General features: G+C 38.3%; 17 protein-coding genes. 14 read left to right on the forward strand and 3 right to left on the reverse strand.

The genetic code is table 11. The features are described from left to right. Positions 1 to 4 precede the first annotated feature (4 nt). The 3 genes from phnE to MHH70_RS11540 all read right to left on the reverse strand — a co-directional run bounded on the left by phnE (position 5) and on the right by MHH70_RS11540 (position 2,913). Positions 5 to 790 carry a phosphonate ABC transporter, permease protein PhnE gene (gene phnE, locus MHH70_RS11530; protein ID WP_342473197.1) on the reverse strand — a complete coding sequence of 262 codons (786 nt, stop codon included), beginning with the start codon at positions 788 to 790 and terminating at the stop codon, positions 5 to 7. A gap of 20 nt (positions 791 to 810) precedes the next feature. Beyond that, positions 811 to 1,572 (reverse strand): phosphonate ABC transporter ATP-binding protein, encoded by a 762-nt coding sequence (phnC, locus tag MHH70_RS11535; protein ID WP_107943560.1) that lies wholly within the window; start codon positions 1,570 to 1,572, stop codon positions 811 to 813. Between the two features lie 246 nt (positions 1,573 to 1,818). Continuing rightward, positions 1,819 to 2,913, reverse strand: a complete 1,095-nt coding sequence (locus tag MHH70_RS11540; protein ID WP_342471544.1) for a PhnD/SsuA/transferrin family substrate-binding protein — start codon at positions 2,911 to 2,913, stop codon at positions 1,819 to 1,821. Positions 2,914 to 3,054: 141 nt separating this feature from the next. Between MHH70_RS11540 and MHH70_RS11545 the strand changes: the two genes are divergently transcribed. From MHH70_RS11545 to rlmH, 14 genes are all read left to right on the forward strand, one after another. Next, the gene (locus MHH70_RS11545) at positions 3,055 to 4,602 is read left to right on the forward strand and encodes a bifunctional UDP-sugar hydrolase/5'-nucleotidase (protein WP_342471545.1); all 1,548 of its coding nucleotides are present in this window, start codon (positions 3,055 to 3,057) and stop codon (positions 4,600 to 4,602) included. A 776-nt stretch (positions 4,603 to 5,378) separates the two neighbouring features. Continuing rightward, on the forward strand, positions 5,379 to 6,323 hold the full coding sequence (locus MHH70_RS11550) for a DUF2232 domain-containing protein (protein WP_342471546.1): 945 nt from the start codon (positions 5,379 to 5,381) through the stop codon (positions 6,321 to 6,323). 13 nt (positions 6,324 to 6,336) lie between these two features. Continuing rightward, positions 6,337 to 8,307 carry a DHH family phosphoesterase gene (locus tag MHH70_RS11555; RefSeq protein ID WP_066168561.1) on the forward strand — a complete coding sequence of 657 codons (1,971 nt, stop codon included), beginning with the start codon at positions 6,337 to 6,339 and terminating at the stop codon, positions 8,305 to 8,307. Continuing rightward, on the forward strand, positions 8,307 to 8,753 hold the full coding sequence (rplI, locus tag MHH70_RS11560; protein WP_107943556.1) for a 50S ribosomal protein L9: 447 nt from the start codon (positions 8,307 to 8,309) through the stop codon (positions 8,751 to 8,753). Before MHH70_RS11555 ends, rplI begins: the two co-directional genes overlap by 1 nt. Positions 8,754 to 8,766: 13 nt before the next feature. Further along, positions 8,767 to 10,125: a replicative DNA helicase gene (gene dnaB, locus MHH70_RS11565; protein ID WP_107943555.1), complete on the forward strand. Its 1,359-nt coding sequence runs from the start codon at positions 8,767 to 8,769 to the stop codon at positions 10,123 to 10,125. Positions 10,126 to 11,142: 1,017 nt separating this feature from the next. After that, complete coding sequence (locus MHH70_RS11570) at positions 11,143 to 12,615, forward strand: M23 family metallopeptidase (RefSeq protein ID WP_107943554.1); 1,473 nt, start codon at positions 11,143 to 11,145, stop codon at positions 12,613 to 12,615. A gap of 408 nt (positions 12,616 to 13,023) precedes the next feature. Next, positions 13,024 to 13,734 carry a response regulator YycF gene (yycF, locus tag MHH70_RS11575; protein ID WP_342471547.1) on the forward strand — a complete coding sequence of 237 codons (711 nt, stop codon included), beginning with the start codon at positions 13,024 to 13,026 and terminating at the stop codon, positions 13,732 to 13,734. 5 nt (positions 13,735 to 13,739) lie between these two features. Further along, positions 13,740 to 15,590: a cell wall metabolism sensor histidine kinase WalK gene (gene walK / locus MHH70_RS11580; RefSeq protein ID WP_066168574.1), complete on the forward strand. Its 1,851-nt coding sequence runs from the start codon at positions 13,740 to 13,742 to the stop codon at positions 15,588 to 15,590. Further along, positions 15,587 to 16,918, forward strand: coding sequence for a two-component system activity regulator YycH (gene yycH, locus MHH70_RS11585; RefSeq protein ID WP_066168577.1), 1,332 nt, complete (start codon positions 15,587 to 15,589; stop codon positions 16,916 to 16,918). Before walK ends, yycH begins: the two co-directional genes overlap by 4 nt. Beyond that, the gene (yycI, locus tag MHH70_RS11590; protein ID WP_066168580.1) at positions 16,905 to 17,717 is read left to right on the forward strand and encodes a two-component system regulatory protein YycI; all 813 of its coding nucleotides are present in this window, start codon (positions 16,905 to 16,907) and stop codon (positions 17,715 to 17,717) included. The genes yycH and yycI overlap by 14 nt, the downstream gene beginning before the upstream one ends. A 12-nt stretch (positions 17,718 to 17,729) precedes the next feature. After that, complete coding sequence (locus tag MHH70_RS11595; protein ID WP_066168582.1) at positions 17,730 to 18,518, forward strand: MBL fold metallo-hydrolase; 789 nt, start codon at positions 17,730 to 17,732, stop codon at positions 18,516 to 18,518. 341 nt (positions 18,519 to 18,859) lie between these two features. Continuing rightward, the gene (locus MHH70_RS11600) at positions 18,860 to 20,131 is read left to right on the forward strand and encodes a trypsin-like peptidase domain-containing protein (RefSeq protein ID WP_107943551.1); all 1,272 of its coding nucleotides are present in this window, start codon (positions 18,860 to 18,862) and stop codon (positions 20,129 to 20,131) included. A gap of 155 nt (positions 20,132 to 20,286) precedes the next feature. Then, entirely contained in the window at positions 20,287 to 20,451 is a 165-nt protein-coding gene (locus MHH70_RS11605; RefSeq protein WP_107943550.1) for a CxxH/CxxC protein, read from the forward strand. 90 nt (positions 20,452 to 20,541) lie between these two features. Next, positions 20,542 to 21,021 (forward strand): 23S rRNA (pseudouridine(1915)-N(3))-methyltransferase RlmH, encoded by a 480-nt coding sequence (gene rlmH, locus MHH70_RS11610; protein WP_066168588.1) that lies wholly within the window; start codon positions 20,542 to 20,544, stop codon positions 21,019 to 21,021. Positions 21,022 to 21,163: the final 142 nt, after the last annotated feature.

A 21,163-nucleotide genomic window follows, 5' to 3' on the forward strand; every position in this document is an offset into this window, starting at 1 on the left:
CCTCCTACATTAATTTCTTTCTGAAATGTTCACTAAGTGTTTCAATACAAAAGACTGTTACCGCAAGCAGCAGCAAAATCATTCCGACATTTGCATAGTTGCGCCAGCCTAAGCTTTCATTTAGCAGTAAGCCGATACCACCAGCCCCAACATAACCTAAAATGGCAGCGTAGCGTACATTTCCTTCAAAGCAAAACAGCGCGGTTGAAATATAGTTAGGCAAAATTTGAGGTAATATTGCATAACGGAATGCTGAAAACGTAGAGTGCCCCATTGAATGCATTGCTTCAAAAGCCTTTAAATCTGTATTTTCAATTTGTTCATATAAAAGTTTGCCAACATAAGCGACGGTGAATAAAAAAATCGCGACCGTACCTGCCATCGTACCAATACCAAAAATGAATGTGGCGATTAAAGCGGCTACTAATGTAGGTAGGGTGCGTAATAGACTTAAGAATAACTTGCTGGCTACGACAAGCCATTTGCTTTTTATCATATTGGAAGAGGCTAAAAAAGCGATTGGTAATGCACAGACTGCTCCGAGAAGTGAGCCAAGCAAGGACATTTTAATGGTGTCAAATAACGGTTGCCATAATCGGTCTAAATAAGACCAGTTCGGTGGTATCATCTCCCCAACAATTTTCCAAAATTGATAGATACGTTCAATCAGAACAATAATACTAAAGCCTGTAATTTGGATTGAAAAATACAAGGAAAAAAGCAATAGAAGCACAATCCATGGCGCTTTGGAGCGTTTAAATGTGACTGTTTTCCCATTGCCTAATGTCATTGATTTTGTCTTTATGATGTTCAAACCATCGTCAGCTCCTCTTTCAATTTGCCGTTATAAATGAGGTTCAATACGTTTTCTGTTACAGCGCTTGCAGGGCCGTCATAGACAATTTCTCCATTGCGAATACCAATAACTCTTGTTGCATATTCGAGTGCTAACTCTACATGATGAATGTTCATAATTATCGTCATATTCAGTTCTTCATTAATTCGTTGAAAATCAGACATCACTTGTTGCGCTGTGACTGGGTCAAGTGAGGCAACAGGTTCATCTGCCAAAATAATCTGTGGTTTCTGTGCAAGCGTACGTGCTAAGGCGACACGCTGCTGCTGTCCACCTGATAATTGATCAACACGCGTAAATGACTTATCTAAAATCTTCATTTGATCAAGTGCTTCAAGTGCTTCTATTTTTTGCTGCTTTGTAAATATGCCAAGCGCTTTTCGCCAGAATGGCATGTCGGGCACAAATGATACGAGGACATTGTTTAGTGCCGACATGCGCGATACGAGATTAAAAGATTGAAAAATCATGCCGATGCCTCTGCGCAATGTACGTATTTCTTGTCCTTTCAATGTGGATACTTCTACACCATTGACTTGTAATGAACCATCCGTAATGTCGTGCATTCGATTAATGCAGCGAATCAGTGTCGATTTACCAGCACCAGATAAGCCAATGACAGCTACGTATTCTCCTTGCTCAATTTTAAGATTAATATCTTTTAATGCGACAAATCCGTTATTATAACTTTTATGTACACATTGAAATTCAATCATTGTGTTACACCTACCTTTATATAAAAATGGGGCTGTCCAAAAAGCCGTGCATAGCCAGCATTTTGGACAGTAGCGATGATGTTTCGCAAAATATTCATATAAACAGAGAACGCCTCTTTTAAAAATGGGATGAACATTGGCTTTAGCAGCGTTATCCTTCAGTAAAAGGGAAGCGATAAAAATATTTATTTCAATGCGGTGTCAAAAAAAATAGACTTTTCGGACAACTCCGCTATTGTGACATCATTAATTGCTTAATTGTTGGACTAATTGCTGTGCTTTACGTTCATTATCATAGTCAGTGTCTTTTGCGATTTGATAGCCTTCATGACTGTAAATAGAGATAACTTCTTTACCAGCATCTGAGTTAGCAATATTAATAAATGCTTGTTGCAACGCAGCCTTTAATTTGTCATCCATAATTTTGGAATGTTTACTCACGCTAATCGTATCGTTATAAATTGCCGGCATAACACCCAGTACATCTGTCTCATCCCAAATGCTTGTAGAACGTTCAAAGTCCGTTGTCCATACATCCTCAAAATCACGACGGGCATCTGCATATGTGACAAGTACATCTGTTTGACCAGCAGCTAGACGACCAAAGGCATTACCATAAGAATCCGCTTGTACAACTTTGGATAAATCCGTAATGGTCTTTTCAAACTTTTCATTTAACCATAGCGCTGGATAGATATAGCCAGCAGGTGATGAGGAAGACATGACATTCCAATTTGCACCATTTAAGTCCTCGAATGTTAAGTCCTCGCCATTGTTGACTTTAGTAGCTAGCTCTCGACCTTTAGCTGATGGACCAGCTATTAATAATGCGCGATAAGATGTTGCTTGATCGGCTGTTGCTGTTGTTGGCTTATTATTGTTCCACTCTGTTGGATCGTCCGAATTATTGTTTAAGCCAGAGCGTGTTGCAGTTAAAATGACTTCAGCGCCATCATCATACAGCACATATGTACCACCAGGAATTAAGCCAATATCTGTTGTACCTGCAGATAATGCCTCTCCGACAGCTTCATAATTTGTACCTACTGTAATGTCTACCTTATCAACGTCATAGCCTAATGTAGCAAGCTCTGCTGTTAACAATTCTTTTAACGGCTCTGTAGCAGTAATAATTTCTTGTGGGTCACGTGATGGTACGAAAGCAATTGATAGCTTTTCCAATTTTGTTGCAGTTGCTTCTGTTGCCTGTGTATTATCTGTTGAAGAAGCATTTGTATTGGCATCATCTGTTGTAGACGATTCATCCCCTTCATTGCCATTACAAGCAACAAGTATCATACTGATTGCGAGCAAACATACCAACCAAAACATTTTTTTCATAAATTTTCCTCCTAAAATTGTTGTGCCACTCGATTATAAAAGATGAATGTAAATAAGATATTAAGGAATTACAAAGATTTAAATTTTCAAAAAGTGGAAGATAAGATTAAAATGTAGCTAATTAAGAAATGAGGTGTTTGTATGAAAAAGATTTCTGTTTTGGTGACAAGCGATATTCATGGTTATGTGATGCCGACAGACTTTTCAAACAAGTCGGTGTTACCAATGGGACTAGGGAAGCTCATGACAATTATCGAAGAGGAGCGTAAACGGAGTGCGGTATTATTAATTGATAACGGTGATTTTATACAAGGCAGTCCAATGACTTATTATGAACAAAAAGTTGATCCACATTACCATAACCAAATGATAAAAGTAGCAAATGCAATGCAATATGATGCCGCAATTTTTGGCAATCATGAATTTAATTATGGTTTACATACGGTTAAGACCATCGTCGAGCAATCCCAATTTCCGTGGCTTGCAGCAAATATTAAAGATGAGAGGGGACATTACTTTACACAGCCTTCTATGATTAAGGAGATTGAAGGGATAAAGATTGCTGTTGTTGGGATTACGACACAATTTGTGCCTTATTGGGAAGCACCAGCACATATTGCAGGGCTTATTTTTGAGGATGCTTTTACGTCGGCTCAACAGGAGATAGCTAATCTACGTGAAAAATTTGCAATAGATGTGATGATTGTCGCGTATCATGGTGGCTTTGAAGCAGATTTACAGACAGGTGAACGGTTAGAGGAATCACGAGAAAATATTGGCTATCAGCTTTGTCAAGAAATAGAAGGAGTAGATGTTGTCATTACTGGACACCAGCACAGGGAGTTAGCGTTACATTTATTTGGAAAAGCTGTTGTACAATCAGGAACGAAAGGGATTTGCCTTGGCAAAGTGGAGTTGCTATTCAATAATGAAGGCATTTTACAGCGCACATCATCTAGCCTAATTTATTTGGATGAAACGATTCCATTAAATGTAGAGATTGAAAATATCATTACCCCTTTATATGAAAAAACGGAGAAATGGCTGGATCAGCGCATTGGCAAAATCACAGGGAGTTTAGCTATCCATGACACATTTGAAGCGCGTCTTAAGGGACACTCTTATGTGGAATTGGTTAATCGGGTGCAAATGGAAGTAACGGGTGCTTCGATTTCTTGCGCCTCGATTTTTAATGATACATGTGCAGGCTTTCAAAATGATGTAACGATGCGCGATATTGTCACAAACTATATTTATCCAAATACATTGAAGGTATTATCCGTTGAAGGCAGGTATATCGTCGCAGCATTAGAGCAATCCGCTACTTATTTTACAATGGAAAATGACAAGCCTACTATTAGTGAAGCATTTAAATATCCTAAGGAGCAGCCATATAATTATGATTTGTGGAGTGGCATCGACTACACAATTGATTTAACAAAGCCTGCTGGTCAACGTGTTGTTTCTGTGTTTTTCCAAGGTCAGCCACTGCAATTGAGTCAACACTATCATGTTGTGATGAATAGTTACCGAGCGACAGGTGCAGGAAATTTTGATTATTTTAAAACGTGTCCGGTTGTCAAAGATATCCAAACGGATATGACGGAGTTACTTGCGGACTATTTTACAAAGCACGGCACGGTGGAAGCGAAGCCGATGACGAATATGCGTATGATTTATCGTAATTAACCATGAAGGAGGCTTTACAGATGCTTCAAAAATGAACAACAAAAAGAGAGAAAAGGCTATCCGCAGCAATAGGTGTTGGAAGTGGGCTGTGTTTTTTCATCATGATAGAAGCAATGGCTACATTGTATGCATGTCGCCATTGAGAGGTAACATTTTGCTAAAAGGCAAAGCATTGAAAGTATACAGACGTTATAAAAAACTAATGTCTGTAAATAAAAATGGGTGGATTACTTGTACACAATTTGCATAGAATACTTGGCTTATCGCTGTTAACATAGCTGATATTTAATAAAGTAAATTTTCCTATTTTGTACATATTCTTTTCGACTTTCATTTGATTAAATCTCCCTATGTAAAAATTAAAAAACTTCGCCTCAAAAAGAGACGGAGTTTTTTGGTTCAACTCTACTTGTTAATCCACTTTATATTAGAATGGCAGCTGCTGTTTATACCTGCTTTTGATTCTTTATAAAATCTTCTAGATAACTTCAAATCGCTGCTTGTATTGCTTCATAACAACCAACAAATCTCTGGAATAATTAACTATTTTATTACTTCTAATTACGGAATTTCACATCTCTATTTAGTGTGTAAAAATTAGAATATTCCATTAATATTTCTTTTTAAACCAATCACACGTTCGTTTTCGTACTTTGTTTGTAGCATAAAAAAATGATACAATAGAATAATGAGAAAGTGGAACGCTAATAGTTAGCGTCTTTACTTACATACTTATTTAATATGCAAAAGTTTTGATGATAGAAGGAAGGTTCTTCATGCCGAATAATCAAACGAAAAAATTAGTGCAAGGTAGCATTGCAATTGTTCTATTTACAATTATTATGCTGATTGCCTTTTATGTACCGATTGTCAGTATAGTAGCAATGGGGTTTGCACCTCTGCCAATTGCATGGCTTGCTGCAACGCATAATAGGGCAAATGCAATTACTATCGCTATTATTGCCAGCGCTATTACATTTATTTACGGTGGCATTATTATGTTGTTGACATCGGTCATTTTTGCAGTGGTAGGTGTAGTAGTTGGTGATGCAATACGAACGAATAAAAGTAAACTATTCCTATTTATGTCAACTGGTATAGCACTCTTATTTACATTTGCCTTTTTATATGTAGCACTTGTTAATTTTTTTAATCTAGATTTTGTGAAGCTTGGCTTAGACATTGCAAAAACAAGTTATGAACAATCACTTAAAGTTGCTGAGCAATTTCCAATGCAGGAGGCATTTACACGTGAAAGTTTAGATGAAATGTTCCGCATGATGGAGGTGGCTATGCCATCTACGATTACCATTTCTGTTTTTGCTTTAACTTTTGTACTCATTTCCATCAACCTGCCGCTATTAAAGCGCTTTGGGATTGATGTACCGAAATTTGCATCCTTTAAAATGATGCGTTTGCCAAGAGCTGTGCTGTGGTATTACTTAATCGTTCTTTCTATTAATTTATTTGTGCAACCAGAAGTAGGAACATTTTTATATGTTGCTGTACTTAATGCCTCTGTTGTACTGTGGTTACTATTAACGCTGCAAGGTTTATCGTTTATCTTTTTCCTATTAGATGAATACAAATCGCCGGGCTTTTTAAAAGGTCTAGTTGTGCTGATTGCATTGCCGCTCTATTCATTTATTATTTTGCTCGGTATTATCGATTTGGGCTTTAATATACGTGAGTATATGAAGGACAAAATCCAGAAAAAATAAGGAGCTGTTGACAATGGATATGTTTAGAAAACGATTAATTCGCTATCCGCTTTTTCTTATATCTTTGTTAGTGCTAGTGGCAGCTATCTTATTATTTTTATGGAATGTGTGGGTAGCGCTTGCCTATATTTTAGTAGCACTAGGCGGACTATTTTACGTTTGGAAAATGGAAAAGACAGCGTATATTGAGACAGAAAAGCATATTGAAAAGCTTTCCTTTCGAATGAAAAAGGTGGGAGAGGAAGCCTTTTTGGAATTGCCGATAGGGATTGTACTTATCAATAAGGATTACAATATCGAATGGGCAAATCCATTTATGCTAAATATTTTGAACAGAGATTCATTAATTGGGGAAGAGCTGTTTACGATTTCTGAGGAGCTGTATAGCATTATGCAGCCAGAGGAGAAGCGAGAGCTGACGGTGACAATTGATGAACGTAAATATCGAACCTACTATAAAGAAACAGAAAAACTATTGTATTTCTTTGATGTGACAGAGCAAGTAGAGATTGAAACACAATATTTTGCGGATCGCACAGTTATTGCTGTTTTATTTATCGACAACTATGATGAGCTAACACAGGCAATGGATGACCAAACGCGTAGCTTAACAAATACAATGGTTACATCGATTGTTAATGAATGGGCAGCAAACTATGGAATTTATGTGAAACGGGTATCTTCTGATCGTTTTTTAGCCGTGCTAAATGAATCTATTTTATCTGAGCTTGAAGTAAAGAAATTTGCGATTTTAGATACGATTAGAGAGCGTACCTTGCAAAAAAACATGTCGCTAACACTTAGTATTGGTGTTGGTGCAGGTTCCTCCTCATTGGTCGAATTAGGAGAGCTAGCACAATCTAGCTTAGACTTAGTATTAGGGCGAGGTGGCGACCAAGTAGCAATCAAACAGCCAAGTGGAAAATTGCGTTTCTATGGAGGGAAAACGAACCCTGTTGAAAAGCGCACACGTGTAAGAGCTCGTGTTATTTCACATGCGCTAAGGGATTTAATCCAAGAAAGTGACCAAGTCTTCATTATGGGACATAAGCAACCTGATATGGATGCAATTGGTGCGGCAATTGGTGTACGTAAAATGGCGCAAATGAATAAAATTGATGGCTATATTGTCGTTAATTTTGATGATTTATATGGCAGTGTGCAGCGACTCATGACGGAAATCGCTGATAAGTCTGATTTTTATCAACATTTTATTTCGCCAGAGGAAGCATTAGCTAAAATGACCCCAAAATCATTATTAGTTATTGTTGACACACATAAGCCGAGCTTAACTATTGATGAACGCCTATTTAATAAAGTAGATAAAGTCATTGTCATAGACCATCACCGTCGAGGAGAGGAGTTTGTGACGAATCCGACACTTGTTTACATGGAGCCATATGCATCTTCGACAGCCGAGCTTGTAACAGAGCTGCTAGAGTACCAGCCAAAAAACGAGAAGATTACCCCATTAGAGGCAACGGCGTTATTATCTGGCATTATTGTTGATACGAAAAGCTTTACGCTACGAACGGGTGCACGAACATTTGAGGCGGCCTCTTATTTAAGGACACATGGAGCCGATACTATTTTAGTGCAGCAGCTATTAAAAGAGGACGTCGATACGTATATCGAACGCTCAAAAATCGTGCAAACAGTTAAATTCGCCTTTCCAGGCATTGCAATTGCTAACGGGGAAGATGGGCGTGTTTATGATTCGGTAATTATCGCTCAAACAGCAGATATTTTATTGACAATGAAAGATGTATCAGCTTCCTTTGTGATTGCACACCGAGCAGATGGCTTAATCGGAATAAGCGCTAGGTCATTAGGTGAAACGAATGTCCAACTCGTTATGGAAAAGCTTGGTGGCGGAGGACATTTAACGAATGCGGCAGCGCAAGTGGAGGCACATTCAATAGATGAAGTAAGAAATTATTTAATGGATGCTATTGCAGAAGTAATGGAAGGGAGTAATGAATAATGAAAGTTGTATTTTTAAAGGATGTAAAAGGTAAAGGAAAAAAAGGTGAAATTAAAAATGTAGCAGATGGCTATGCACAAAACTTTTTAATTAAAAATGGTTATGCAGTAGAGGCTAACAATCAAGCATTAAGCCAATTAGAAGGTCAAAAAAGATTGGAAGAAAAAAATGCAGCTGCGGAGCTACAAGCAGCAAAAGATTTGAAAGATAAAATCGAAGCATTGGAAGTAGTAATTAAAGCGAAGTCAGGAGAAGGCGGACGCCTTTTCGGTTCTGTATCAACAAAGCAAATTGCAGATGAATTGCAGAAAGCACATAATATTAAAATTGATAAACGAAAAATGGAGTGCAACGACGGTATTCGCTCTTTAGGTTATACGAATATACCAGTAAAGCTTCACCAAGAAGTAAAGGCTACATTGAAAGTACATGTTATTGCTGAATAAGGAGAGCAGTTAGATGAACGAATCTATGATAGACCGTGTACCGCCGCATAATCATGAGGCAGAGCAATCGGTTATTGGTGCGATATTTCTCGAGCCGCAAGCACTGATTACAGCATCCGAAATTTTAATACCGGAAGATTTTTATCGTCGTGCACATCAAATTATTTTCCAAACAATGCTGACATTAAGCGATCAAGGAAAGGCGATAGATGTCGTTACTGTTACAGAGGAGCTTTCCGTAAAAAAAGAGCTAGAGGATGTCGGTGGTCTATCGTATATTTCTGAGCTAGCGAATGCCGTACCAACTGCTGCGAATATCGCACATTATGCAAAAATCGTAGAAGAGAAGGCATTGTTGCGTCGTTTAATTAGTGTGGCAACGAAAATCGTGCAGGATGGCTATACGCGTGAAGATGAGGTAGAAGCATTATTAGCTGAAGCTGAGAAAAAAATGATGGAAGTAGCCAACCGAAAAAATGCGGGTGACTTTAAACATGTAAAGGACGTTCTTGTCGACACATTTGATAATATAGAGAAATTGCAGTCAAGACAAGGCGATGTAACAGGTATCCCAACAGGCTTCCGTGATTTAGATAATATTACAGCCGGATTCCAACGTAATGACTTAATTATCGTAGCGGCACGTCCATCTGTAGGGAAAACTGCCTTTGCATTAAATGTCGCACAAAGTGTCGCGGTACAGGCACGCGAAAATGTAGCAATCTTCTCCTTAGAGATGGGGGCAGATCAGCTCGTTATGCGTATGCTTTGTGCAGAGGGAAATATCGATGCACAGGCATTGCGTACAGGTGCACTTTCAGCAGAGGATTGGGGTAAGCTTACAATGGCGATGGGTAGCCTTTCAAGCTCTGGTATTTTTATTGATGATACACCGGGTGTACGCATTAATGAAATTCGTGCGAAATGTCGCCGTTTAGCTCAGGAGCATGGGCTTGGTATGATTTTAATCGACTATTTACAGCTTATCCAAGGTAGTGGGCGTCCAGGAGAAAACCGTCAACAGGAAGTATCGGAGATATCACGTTCTTTAAAGGGGCTTGCGCGTGAATTAAAGGTTCCTGTCATTGCATTATCACAGCTATCTCGTGGTGTAGAGCAACGTCAAGATAAGCGACCAATGATGAGTGACTTACGTGAATCTGGTTCGATTGAGCAAGACGCTGATATTGTCGCATTCCTTTATCGTGACGACTACTATGACCGAGAATCTGAAAGTAAAAATATGATTGAAATTATTATCGCAAAGCAACGTAACGGTCCAACCGGAACGGTGACACTAGCATTTAAAAAGGAATTCAATAAATTCCTCAATGTGGACTGGTCGCAATATGAAGCACCTCCAGAATACTAATTTATCAGGCGTGTTGATTATGAAAATATTGAATATTAATGCGTGTGTTTTAAGGTAGAGAATGCACTGTTAATAAAGGATTTACTTGTTGATTGGAGTGCAGAGGGCGAGTGCTCCTGCGATTACTCGTCGCAAAGCAAAGCCTTCCAGCAGGACAAAGTATAGGGAGGCTAAAACCGCCTCGTCCTGCGGCAACGCCTCCATGACCAACATCCTGTTGGCCTCACGCTGAAAATCCATTTATTTTGGTGACAACCGAAATAAATTAGTTGAAGCCGTGCCTACAGAAAGCGTCCCCCACAACGGAAATCAACAAATTTCCTAGGTTGTTTTTGTAAAATAAAGGATAATCAATACACCTGCTAATTTATATTATGAAACTCCTACTTTTTTATAAAGTTTAGCAATTTAAAAAGTCGATTTGTATCACAAAAGTTTTGTAGCAAATCGGCTTTTTTCTGTGCCCTATTCCAAAAGCAACCTCGCTCTACAAGTGCATTGAAAATTTGATTTTCACTTCTTATTTTAACTTCAAATAAAGTCTGCTAAAGTCAATGGGGCTGTCCAAAAAGCCGTGTATAGCCCGCATTTTGGACAGTAGCGATGATGTTTCACAAAATGTTGATTCATATAAACAGAAAACGCCTCTTTTAAAAATGGGATAAACATTGGTTTTATCAGTGTTATCCCTCTGTAAAAGGGAAGCGATGAAAACATTTATTTCAATGCGGTGTCAAAACAAAATGGACTTTTCGGACAACTCCTTCCTCTTATTTTATCTAATGATATCTTTGCTCGAACATTATTAATAATGTCCCCAAAAAATAGGTAAAGCCCTGATTTTGGGGCAACTCCGTATAATTGGAATGTAACAAAGTTTTCGAAATAATACAGTTTCATTACAAAATAACTAAACAGTTCAAATGGACTAAAAAGTATGTTAAAGTGTAAAAGTGTGATTTTACACTGAAAATAGTCCTATATGTATTTAGGAGAGATTTTGGAAGGGGCTTTACAATGAGTTCGAAATGGAATACAGCAAAAGACGCTCATAGACAGCTAAATAGCCTAGTAAAAAAACCATCTACAAAAATTAAAAAAGTAGCAGTAACCGCTTTATTGCTTTCTACATTAGTGATACCCTTTGGTTTTATTAAAGAAGCAGAGGCAAATGCTACATTTAGTAAGATATATCATATATATGCAAATAAAGATTACATAGGCGCTGTCTCAAATCCTCAAGCAGTTGAAGAGCTGCTTGCTAAAAAAGAACAGCAAGCAAGTAGACAATATGTTGGAATAGCGATTGATGCACATTCCAATATTGAAATCATCCCAGAGCAGGTGTTTGAAGCAAATGCTAATGATGGAGAAACATTAGCAAAGCTAGAGGCTGCTTTAGTTGTAGAAGCAGACGCTCATTCATTGGTTGTTGATGGAGAAACAATCGCTTACGTAGAAAGTGCAGAAGCTCTTGAACAAGTACAGAAGCAATTAAAGCTTCAATATGTATCTGAAGGGGAGCTAGAAGCACTTAATCAGCCTACTACTGCTCAATTACCCGCTTTACAGGATGATGAAACACGTATAGTAGAAATTTCTTTATCTGCTGAAATAAATGGTGAGGAAACGAAAGTAACACCAAATGAAATTTTAAATGTTGATGAAGCAGTTCAGCTTTTACAAACAGGAATGCTTGAACAACAAAAATATGTCATTGAGTCGGGTGATGTATTAGGCTCTATTGCAAAGGAGCACAGCCTAACAATTGCTGAGCTAATGGAGCTTAATCCAGGAATTGATACATCGACTGTTTTACAAATTGGTCAAGAATTAAATGTGACGGTTAATAAGCCATTTGTTACAGTAAAAATTGTTGAAGAAAAATTCAAAGTAGAAGCAATCGACCATGCTAAAATTGTTGAAGAAGATGAAACAATGCTTAAAGGTGAAAAAGTAGTGAAGCAAGAAGGTGCAGATGGTAAAAAAGAGGTAACCTACTTAATTACTACGGAAAATGGTAGACGCACAGAGCGCGCTGTTAAAGATGAAAACGTTATTTCGGAGCCTTCGAGTCGCGTTGTAGTTGTAGGTACAAAGGTAATCCCATCACGCGGTACAGGCACATTTGCATGGCCTACAAACGGCGGCTATATTTCAAGTCATATGGGCAGTCGTTGGGGGGAATTCCACCGTGGTATTGATATCGCACGCCCATCTAACTATACAATAAAAGCATCTGATAATGGTGTTGTAACATTTACAGGCTGGGACGGCACATATGGCAATAAAATTGTGATTAATCATAATAATGGCTATGAAACAGTTTATGCACATCTTTCACAAATTGATGTAACAGTTGGACAAGTTGTTGCACAAGGCTCATCAATTGGTATTATGGGCTCAACAGGTAACTCAACAGGCACACATTTGCATTTTGAAGTGCATCAAAATGGCTCAGTAGTCAATCCATTATCATATTTAAAATAATAAAAACTGTAGGAAATCAAATTCCTACAGTTTTTTTATTATAGTTACAATGCTATTATTTTTCGACAAAATCAATTATTTCTCGGGAAATAATTTTGGGCAATTTTCAAAATGAAATATCTGTTTAATGCGCGAAATCGCAAAGCATGGTACAGTAAAATGAAGGAGTTTTTTTAGAAACCTTCCTATATACTATTTTGAATATTAGAATCGTAAATATAGATAAAGTGAGTCTTCAATCAGTGGGGGCCTTATCCCCACTGATTGGTAGTTTCACCAGTCGGGTTTTTACAGGCTGTTGGATTCCCCACTTTAACACCTTGGTTTTACCTGCTGTTTTGAAGTGGGGGTCTTACAGCCTGTTAATACGGGATAAATGAACATTCCAAAAGTGAAAGGACGATATAGATGGAAAAGACAATTTTAGTTGTAGATGATGAAAAGCCGATTGCAGATATTTTGCAATTTAACTTAATTAAAGAGGGGTACCGCGTTATTTGTGCCTATGATGGTGATGAGGCGCTGCAAAAGGTCGAGGAAGAGCAGCCGGATTTAATGCTTTTAGATATTATGCTACCAAAGCGTGATGGGATGGAAGTTTGCCGAGAGGTGCGAAAGAAATATAATTTCCCTATCATTATGTTAACAGCAAAAGGCTCGGAAATTGATAAAGTGCTTGGTCTTGAGATGGGTGCGGATGATTATGTGACGAAGCCATTTAGCACAAGAGAGCTAATTGCACGTGTAAAAGCGAATATGCGACGTCTAAATGTAATTGCACAAGCGGAGGAAGCTGTAGAGGAAACGAACAACATCGTTGTAGGTTCTTTAACGATTCAGCCAGATGCTTACTTAGTATTGAAGCGCGATGAAGCAATTGAGTTAACACATCGTGAATTTGAATTGCTTCACTATTTAGCGAAGCATATTGGGCAAGTAATGACACGTGAGCATTTATTGCAAACGGTATGGGGCTATGATTATTTTGGAGATGTGCGAACAGTGGATGTAACGATTCGCCGACTACGTGAGAAAATTGAGGACAATCCTAGCCATCCTACATGGATTGTGACACGTCGAGGGGTAGGCTATTATTTACGAAATCCTGAACAGGAGTAAAAAAAATGCAAAAAGTAGGTTTTTTTAAATCTATTCACGTAAAGCTTGTTTTAATTTATATTTTATTAATTATTATTGCTTTGCAAATTATCGGGCTGTACTTTTCAAGAGAGCTAGAGCAAAACTTAAAAACAAGCTTTCAGGAATCGATTTTTCAGCGTATTGACCTTGTTCAATATAGCATTCGTGAAGAAATTTTACGTGAACGCAATGATACATCACCACAATTAGAGGAAAGCTTAAGCTCCTTATTGCGTGAATTTTCCACTGGTGATATTTCATCACGCGATATTAAGGAAATTCGCGTAATTGACCATCGCAATCGAATATTAGCAACATCAGAAAGCAATAACCAATCGATTGTTGGGCAACCCTCCACTGACGAGCTTGTACGTAAAGCAATGGCTGCTGAAACATTGATAGATATGATTTACTACGATAACAAAACAAGTAAGCGTATTTGGGTGTTAGCCAAGCCTGTTTTAGATACGGTAGGACCTGATGGCGAAGTAATCGGTATGATTTATATTGAATCAAATATTGAAAAAGTGTTTGAACAAATGAGTGATATTAATCGTATTTTTGCAGCGGGAACGGCAATGTCCCTTATTATTACAGTTATATTGGGAATTTTAATTGCTCGTACAATTACGCGCCCGATTTCTGATATGCGTAAGCAGGCACAGGCGATGGCGAAGGGGAATTTCTCGCGCAAAGTTCGTGTTTACGGTACGGATGAAATTGGTCAGCTCGCTATTGCCTTCAATCACTTAACGAATCGCTTGCAGGAGGCGCAATCTACAACTGAGGCAGAACGTCGTAAGCTTGCAACCGTACTTAGTAATATGACAGATGGTGTTATTGCCACAGATCGTAAGGGGAAAGTAATTTTAATTAATGAACCGGCATTGAATTTATTACATGTTACGAGTGAGGCGATGTTGAATCGACCAATTGCGTCAGTGCTGGGCTTAGACCAAAATTACAGCTTTGAAGATTTAATTCATATGAAGGAGCCGCTGAATCTAAATTTTAGCACACAGGAGGCACCTTATATTTTGCGTGCTAATTTCTCGGTTATTCAAAAGGAAACGGGCTTTGTCAACGGGTTAATTACCGTATTACACGATATTACGGAGCAAGAAAAAATAGATATGGAGCGACGCGAATTTGTATCGAATGTTTCGCATGAACTACGCACGCCATTGACGACGATGCGAAGCTATTTAGAGGCGCTTGCAGACGGTGCATGGCGCGATGAAAATATCGCACCAACATTTTTAAATGTAACGCAAACGGAAACAGAGCGTATGATTCGTTTAGTCAATGATTTATTGCAGCTTTCTAGAATGGATAGTCAAGACTATGATTTAAAAAAGGAATTTGTAGAGTTTAATAAGTTTTTACATCGCATTATCGATCGTTTTGAAATGTCAAAATCTCAAAACGTTACATTTGTGCGCCTATTGCCGAAAACAAGCTATTTTGTAGAAATTGACACCGATAAATTAACACAAGTAATTGATAATATTATTTCCAATGCTTTGAAGTATTCTCCAGATGGTGGAAATATTCGTTTTGGTTTTACCGTGCATGATAATATACTTACAGTTATGGTTTCCGACGATGGAATGGGTATTCCCAAAGAAAATTTAACGCGCATTTTTGAACGCTTCTATCGTGTAGACCGTGCACGTGCTCGCTCAATGGGGGGCACAGGCTTGGGGCTTGCTATTGCGAAGGATATGATAGCGGCACACGGCGGGAGAATTTGGGCAGAGAGCGAGGAAGGCAAGGGTACAACTATTTTCTTCACACTACCATGTGAATTAAATGAAGAGGAGGAATGGGAGTGAAATATATTGAGCATATAAAATCAGTTATCCTATTCCTACTCATCGCACTTAGTATGACATTAACTTTTTTAACATGGAGCTATAAACCGAAGTATCAAACAATAGAGGATATACAGGTTGAGCATGTAACTCTTGGAGAACAAAAAGCACTTAATAAAGTAGTAAAGCCATATCGTTTACTATTTAAAGGTGAGGAAAATTTCACAGGAACTACATCGAGTGCAGTGATTGATACGTTGATGAGTGAGCTTTCTCAGATGGAAGCAAATGATTTAACGTTAATTAATCATAATTTAGCAGAAGAAAAACTAAATGAAATGCTAAGAGCTCCAAATCGCATGACATTATTTTTCCAAGCGGATATACCTATGCCTACATTCGCTTCTATTTTGCCATTCCATGATAAAGAAGACATACCTGAAATGACCTTTGACCGTGTCATTATTGATTGGAGCAGTCTTGCGATAACAGATCAATTGCAGTTTTTATTTATCAACACAGACAATCGTACATTGCATCGCTCTTTTGTGAGGGTACCTGATAAAATAAACTTTAAGAGAAATATTATTGATCGTGCAGTAATATTGGACAGCTATATGGAAATAGAGCGCCCTGGCGCAACATCATTATATGTTTTAATGAATCCGACAGAGATTGTTCCATACACGTATTTGGTAGAATCAATTTCATCCGAGCGATTAAAAAAGATATTATTTACAGACCCAAATATCGTGCAACGCAATATAGAAAGTGCATACTCTGAAAAATATACGGATGCCATGTCACTTATGACATTAGATACACTAACGCAATCAGTTCACTATGTTTATCCTGCAGCTGAAAGCATCTCACCAATTGCAGCATCTGTTTTACTAAAGGACAGCTTAGATTTTCTAAATGAGCATGGTGGAATTACTGCCGATTACCGTTTTGCAGCAATGAATTATCAAAAGCATATAATCGACTATCAAATGTTTTTCAAAGACCTTCCTGTTTATAGTGATACGACTACAACACGTATTTCTACAACATGGGGAGATAATCGTATTTTCCGTTATCGCAGACCTTATTATGTGCTTGATATGATTATTCCTGATGACAAAGCTGCAAAAGAATTAGCATCGGGACCACGGACGATTGAACATATTCAAACCAATTTAAAAAAGGATTTGAAGGAAATAGAGGATTTAGTAATTGGTTATTATTTAGTGCATGATGCAGGCGCGCAACTATTTACGTTAGAACCAAGCTGGTTTATGCTGACGACAAATGGCTGGGGACGTCTCACGTTGGAGCGAGTAGGAGGTAGTGAATATGGATTGGAATAAAACAAAATCTATATTCATCTTTGTCTTTTTAATTTTGAATATTTTCCTCTATTCGCAGTATGTAAAGAACTACAAGGAAAATCAAAATGTAGAGGTACTCGGGGAAAAAAATATAGAGGCTAAATTAAAGGATGACAATATTACGTATGCAGCTTTGCCTAATAACGTCGAAAAAGCGGCCTATATATCTGGCAAAGTAAAGCTTTTTAACACCTCAGATGCACTGCAAGGAATAAATGAAATGTACCGAGTAGAAGATGAGGATACGCTCATTGTGACGTTCCAAAAGCCTATTAAGCTACGTAATATGGAACAATCAGGATTTCAAGAGTTTATCCAACAGTATATAAATGCAGGTGCTTCCTATACCTTGTGGGATATTAATCGTGAGGAAGGAACTGCAATTTACTTTCAACGTATGAATGACCGGACCCTTTACTATTCATTAAAAGGTCTTGTGAAAGTTTATTTCACCGAGCAAGGCGAGGTTTATAAATATGAGCAAACAATGCTTGAGCAGCTAGGAGAATTAGAGCAACAAAAAAATTTGCTGCCACCAATTCAAATTATTCAAGTATTGTATGCGCGCAATTTTATTAAGCCGAATTCACATATTACGAGCATGAAGCTAGGCTATTCAACATTGTTCCAATTTACGCAAACACAAGTATTCGCACCGACATGGGAAGTACGTGTTCAAACGCAGGAAGGAACAAGTGAAGAATTTTTCGTCAATGCGGTTGAAGGAAAAGTGGTTGATATGCAGCTCGATGTAAAAGCAGTAGAGGAAGAAGAATAAGGGGTTTTGACGATGCGATTTAGTGTTTTAGCTAGCGGCAGTACAGGTAATGCTATTTATGTAGAAAATGATGAGCATGCCTTTTTAGTAGATGTCGGCCTAAGCGGCAAAAAAATGGAGCAGCTTTTCGCTAAAATTGACCGTGATATGAAAAAGCTATCAGGTATTTTAGTAACTCATGAGCATAGCGACCATATTAAAGGTTTGGGGGTTGTCGCACGAAAATATAATGTTCCGATTTATGCCAATGAAAAAACATGGGCAGCAATGGATATGAGCATAGGCAATATTCCAACCGATTTACGCTTCCAATTTGATATGGAGACGATGAAATCATTCGGCACACTGGATATTCAGTCATTTGCTGTGTCTCATGATGCCGCTGACCCGATGTTTTATGTCTTCCATGAGGAAGGGCGCAAGCTAGCTGTTATGACAGATACAGGCTATGTGAGCGACCGTATGAAAGGCCATATTCGCGGAGCAGATGCTTTCGTTTTTGAAAGCAATCATGATATCGGTATGCTTCAAATGGGACGTTATCCATGGAGCATTAAACGGCGGATTTTAAGCGATGTGGGACATGTTTCAAATGAGGATGCAGCTGTTGCAATGAGCGAGGTTGTTTTCGAAAAGCCAACGCAAATTTATTTATCTCATTTAAGTAAAGACAATAATATGAAGGATTTAGCGCGCATGAGCGTTTCACAAACATTGCAATCATGTGGCATTATTACAGGTGAATTCGTCCACTTACATGACACCGATGCAGAGGAGCCAACGAAATTAGTAACTGTATAAAGAGAAGCGTCAAAAAGCCGTGCAGTAGCGGACCTTTTTGACGTTTTTGTTTGGTGTAAGAGGGAAAGGATGCCGCCGAATTCAATGTTTTGAACTTTCGAAAAACTCCATTTGCTGAAAGATAATACTGCTAAAGTCAATGTTTCAAACTATAAAAAAATCCTCTAACCCTTCTCCACAAAGTAAAATTTTAAAAAAACACCACCGAAAGTGTATAAAATGCCGGCCACTGCACGACATTTGATACGCAACATTTTTATTGCAGTTTTAATTAATTTTCATCTAATTTTAATGTTTCATGTGTATGCTAATAATAACAAATGAACGAAAGGAAGATTTCGATGACGAATTTCGATGAGCATAACACGGAACAAGAACAACTAACACCGCTACAAGAGCGTTTACGTCGAGAAGAATTAGAGGCGCAGAAAAAGCGCAATAAAAAGAACAATGGGGGAAGCAAAGTAGGCTATTTTATGAGTGGACTATCCGGTATTATTGTCGGGGCGCTACTCGTATGGCTTATGTTGCCCTCACTTGTAGGGCAACTGCCTGGCACAGAATCAGCAAATCAAACAGCTGATTCAAGTAACACAAAGATTCAGCAAACTGTAACGGAAGTATCATCGGATGTGACGACCGCAGTAGAGCAAGTATCTGAAGCAGTTGTCGGTATAACAAACATCCAAGAAGTATCTAGTTTTTGGAACCAATCCGTTTCTTCACAAGAAGCAGGAAGTGGCTCTGGTGTTATTTATAAAATTGCTGAAGATAAAGCCTTTATTGTAACGAATTATCATGTCATTGAGGGCGCTCAGCAATTAGAAGTAACTTTAGCGGACGGTACTAAAGAGGAGGCACAACTTGTCGGTAGCGATATTTGGACAGATTTAGCAGTTGTTGCGATTGATAGCAAAAATGTTACTGCTACTGCTAAATTCGGCGACTCTGACGCATTAAAGCAAGGTGAAACAGTTATCGCAATCGGCAATCCACTAGGCTTAGAATTTTACGGCTCTGTAACGAGAGGAATCGTATCCGGAAAAGACCGCTCGGTACCAGTTGATTTAAACAACGACGGTCAGGAAGACTGGCAAACGGAAGTATTGCAAACAGACGCAGCTATCAATCCCGGTAATAGTGGTGGTGCTCTAATTAATATTGCGGGTGAGTTAGTCGGCATTAACTCAATGAAAATTGCGCAATCTTCTGTCGAAGGCTTAGGCTTTTCAATTCCGATTAATTCAGCCATTCCAATTATCGAAGAATTAGAGCAACATGGCGAAGTAAAGCGTCCAGCGATGGGGGTATCACTTCTTGATTTAACGGAAGTGCCAGCCTTCTATCAACAACAAACATTAAAAATACCAGAAGAAATCACAACTGGTGTAGTTGTAACAGACGTAGTGCGCGGCTCAGCAGCAGAAACAGCAGGTGTGCAACAATATGATGTCATCGTAGAAATGGACGGCAAAAAAATTGAAAATGCGATCGAGCTACGCAAGCATTTATATAATGAAAAAGAAGTTGGCGATACATTACAGCTAAAGGTATATCGCCAAGGAGAAATTGTAGAATTACAATTAACATTAAACAACAGTGCAACGCTATAACTGTGGATAACTACAAGCATCGTCATACACAACAAGTAGGAAAGAAAGTGCGTTCTTTCCTACTTGTTTTTTCTTTGCTACAATAGATTGTGGATAACATTGTGGAGAATGTGTATAAGTTTGTGGAAATTTCAGATTATTGGAGGCGACAAAAAATGAAAAAATTTAGCTGTGAAACTCATATAGATCATGCCTTAGACATGTTTGTAGCAGAGTGTGAAGATTTTCCCATTATGGATAAACTAAATAATAACGAAAAGTTATCCACAAAATGTGACTACTGTGAAGAGCAAGCTATATATATTGTATCAAGTAAATAACTTTACACAATATATTGAAATTACTTGTTGATATGTGGATAACTTTTGTGGATAAGATGTTTGTAAATGAATTGTAAAGGTGGATAAGCTGTGAATATAACAATCATTTCTGTAGGCAAGCTAAAAGAAAAATACTTAAAAATGGGCATAGACGAATACGCTAAACGCCTAAGCAGCTACGCAAAAATCGACTTCATCGAAGTACCTGACGAAAAAGCCCCCGAACAGCTATCAGACGCCGAAATGGAGCTCGTCAAAAAAAAGGAAGGCGAACGCATCCTCTCAAAAATTCAAGACGGCACTCACGTAATCGCCCTCGCCCTCGACGGCAAAATGAAAACAAGCGAAGAAATGGCCACCGACCTCGACGCATTGATGACATACGGCAAAAGCAAGGTCGCTTTTGTAATTGGCGGGTCACTCGGCTTGCACACAGATGTGCTAAAGCGCGCAGACGAAAAGCTCTGCTTCGGCAAAATGACCCTACCCCACCAGCTAATGAAGCTCGTACTAGTTGAGCAGATTTATCGGAGTTTTAGGATTATTAAGGGTGAACCTTACCATAAGTAAGTGCGGTTTATGAAAACAACCACTAGAGCAAATCTCAGTGGTTGTTTTATAATTCCATTAAAAAATGCCATTCATAATACGGTGAACTCCACCACGATTAAGGTTTGTAAAAAAGCCACTTAGAACGCTGATATATCAGCAC

Origin of the sequence: Metasolibacillus sp. FSL H7-0170 (assembly GCF_038593115.1) — a bacterium.
GTDB classification, from domain to species: domain Bacteria; phylum Bacillota; class Bacilli; order Bacillales_A; family Planococcaceae; genus Metasolibacillus; species Metasolibacillus fluoroglycofenilyticus.